This is a genomic window from Desulfurococcus sp. (assembly GCF_038881575.1).
GTDB lineage: Archaea > Thermoproteota > Thermoprotei_A > Sulfolobales > Desulfurococcaceae > Desulfurococcus.
Genome location: NZ_JAVZPN010000015.1, coordinates 1,833 through 5,172, shown reverse-complemented (window position 1 = coordinate 5,172; position 3,340 = coordinate 1,833). Strand labels below are relative to the sequence as shown.

The following is a 3,340-nucleotide window of genomic DNA, read 5'->3' as shown; positions in this document are numbered from 1 at the left end:
GCATCGAAGCAAAACTTCTGAGATTCAATAGACCAAAAAAACAAGGGGGTTTTGTAGACGCTTTATCAATTATCAGTGTGTCAGACCCTCTAGCTTACGAGCAAGTAGAGAAGTCCTTAAGAAGGTTGAGAGTAGTTCACACGTCTGGACTAGTTGACGTAGCATCACTCCTTGCAATCACTTTCAGTGGAGGAAGACTCAAATATGAAGTCGCTATCCGCAAGGTCGGGAAACCAAGACTCATTAGTAAAACATATGAGAAAAACGTGACAGAGGAAGTCGAGAACATACTAGAAAAAATAAATAATTTAGCTAATAAAATAGGTAGTAAGAACTGGCTACTCGAAGCCTTACGAAAATTCGGTTGCGACTTAATCAAGATAGAATTAAGCAAAATAAAAGGCAGCACTAAATTAAGGAATTACGAAGACTTGTTGAGTAAGCTCGAAAAAGACTTATGCAATGAAAACACTACCTGCGTCCCAGCCAGGATAGGCTTCATGACAGGGCACGAGTCCAAGACCATAATACCTGAAATTAAGAATTACAACCCGAGAATTTACGATGAGGTTAAGAGACGCATGCAGCAAGAACTCCATAGGGTTTGGGATGCGCGAACACTAAAGTTAGTAGAGGTTGACAAAGACTTATTCGGTGTTGGGTGGTGCAAGATATGCGTAGAGTAGACTATAATGCGGTACTATACGGACTCCTCCATGACATAGGCAAACCGATGTTAAGGTATAGGATGAGAGCTGAAAAAGGATTAGAAGAGTATAGCGAGGAAATAATGGAGTACTTAAAAAATGCTAAGGACCACGAGGAAATTAGTGATACTATTCTTAAAGAAGTTCTAGGACTCAGCCCCGAATCTTACACACGCCACAAAAAAAAGATTTTAGAAGCTGATGAAATAACGTCAGCAGAAAGAGGTCTGGAAGCCGAGTATTTTAAACTTCGTAACATCTGGGATGGAGTTGAGTTAGACCTTAGCAGGAGATTAGGAGTTGCTTATAGCCATCACGAATCACCCATGCTCTCACCATTATGGCTTTTACTGAAGACTAATTACAAAAACTTGTTAGGACCTTGTGCCAAGTCATCATTTAACGCTGATGATGTTTGGGGTAACATATCTGATAGCCTTAAGTCATTAATGAAGTCAATAAGTAGTGGTGATACCGAGAGAATCTCTGAGGAGCTAGCCGAAATCCTCAAAGTACTAATAAGTGAGCCTGTGTGGTATCCTGCAGTCTTATTAAATGAAAAAACTCTCACAGAAATTAAAGCATCAAACTACTTGGATGCATCAAAAGAGATTTCCTATTACTCGATCGTAAAGTACTTGATAGATACGTTAAAGACTCTTAGGGAAGCTTACGACTTAAATCACGGAGTCTTAAATCACAGAGTCAGGGGCTTAATCAACACACTACTTGAAGCCCTAAAGTATTCTTTACTGACTGTCCCGTCGGCAGTATACTTAGCCCTAGCACCCGACATAAGCCTCTACTCACACTCAAAGCTTGTTTCAGCTTACATAGCAGCACTAACTTCAGACTCTAAGGCCTTCAGACTGATGATTCTTGACGCTAGAGGAATCCAGGACTTCGTATCAGCCCCAGTTAAGGCTAAAGCAGCTTCTAGAGTTATTAGGGGGCGTAGCCTAATAACAGAACTCGTGACTAACTCACTAGCGAATTACGTGCTGGAACTGTATGGTGGACTACCTAACACCAACATAATATCTTCTGAGGGAGGTTCTCTAGTGCTCGTGGTTCCACAAACTAGCGAAGAAGATAAGTTAGTTAAGGCTCTTGAGGAGGTTATAAGGAGCACTTACGAGAGGCTGAAGGGATTGTGGTTCACTATAGCTTACTCAAGACCCTTCACAATACGTGATGCTAGGTACTTCAGCGCGCTCATAAGCGACAAAGGCGGCGCAGGCTTCATGAGTGTGTTAGAGAGCCTGGAAAACGAGCTAGCCACAAAGAAGAGCCAAGACAATGCTAGGATGAGATTCGAGATAGAGGAAGACAGGATCTTAGGCTTTGACGCAATAACTCAGGAACCAGTGACAGCAGGCGAGGTCAGTACAGGTTTCTATGGGCTCAAGATAAGCGAGGATAACCTAGACTACGCCAACAAAATAGTTGGACCCAATAAGCTAGAGCCCGGTGAAGTTATCAGCGAGGCAACACACCTAAGCTTAGTTGCTGGCACCTGCAGTCGCAACATGATCTACTTAGTCTCTACACACATTTACGAAGTCGAGGAGAATGTATTGAGACCAAGTCCCACGCTAGTCAATAAACTAACCGAAGAACTCATTACTGAATTAAGTCACGAGAGCAAGACCTCGAGGGAATTACAGAAGTACAGATTAATCTACGATCTAGAGGAGACCATCAACGATTCAAACTATAAATTGACTGTTGGATTGTTACCCATGCCATCACTCGGTTCATTACATGTAGTAGTGTCTGTTAGAGACGCTATAAGTGGGGACTACGTGAGCATCTCAAGCAAGCTAATCAAAAAGGTCCTAATGAAGATTCATGAAACTCTCACTAAGGTGAGGTCAGGCATCGAAGACAGAGTGCTAGTTAAAGTAGACCTCAAGGTAGTCAACGCCGGTTCAGAATTCATAAAAGCACTCACCCCAGAAAACCTGCAAGATTACGTGAGTAACTTCCTTAAGAAGGACATTGATGTTAGCTTAGGTGTTTTCCATACTGGCGCATATCACCCTTACCACCTAGTTATCAGCAAAGAAAGACCCGAGGGAGAGGAGATCCCTGGTTTGATCTTAGCAGATCTTGATGAGTACCCACTAATAGGGCTTGCTAAGATTGACGCAGACGAGCTCGGCGAGATTAAGAAGTTAATGAGCTTCTCGCCATCTAGGCTAGTCACCTTCTCAGACTTACTCACCGTCTTATTAAGTATTAAAACACATATACTTAGTTTAAGGCATTCTGAAGAATATATGAAGTCTGGATTAACGGGCAGGGGACCCATAATGCTCTACGTCGGCGGTGATGACGTAGCTTTCTACGGACACTGGGTAGATGTCATTCGTATCCTCTACGAGGTTTACGACAAGGTCCTCAAGACTATGTACCCACTCTCGTTCTCTTCTGCAGTAGTCGTGGAGGCAAGCAATTACCCACTCCTAGAGCTCTACAGCAGAGTTGCTGACCTCCTGAGGAGAGTTAAGACAGAAGGAAAAGGCGGGTTAGTAATAGAGCCTTTCACGAGCCCCAGAGTTGTCAAGTGTGGCGAGGTCTGCAAAGTAGTTAATTCAATGAATATCTGGAGCAACCAAACAGGCTGGCCT

General features: G+C 43.1%; 1 protein-coding gene and 1 pseudogene. Both read left to right on the top strand.

What is annotated here, in order from left to right; genetic code table 11:
- Positions 1–686, top strand: a pseudogene (locus tag QXV08_RS08670) (hypothetical protein); the annotation flags it as partial.
- A partial coding sequence (locus tag QXV08_RS08665) for a Cas10/Cmr2 second palm domain-containing protein (RefSeq protein ID WP_404991080.1) occupies positions 674–3,340 on the top strand: 2,667 nt, incomplete at its 3' end. The pseudogene QXV08_RS08670 and the gene QXV08_RS08665, both read left to right, overlap by 13 nt.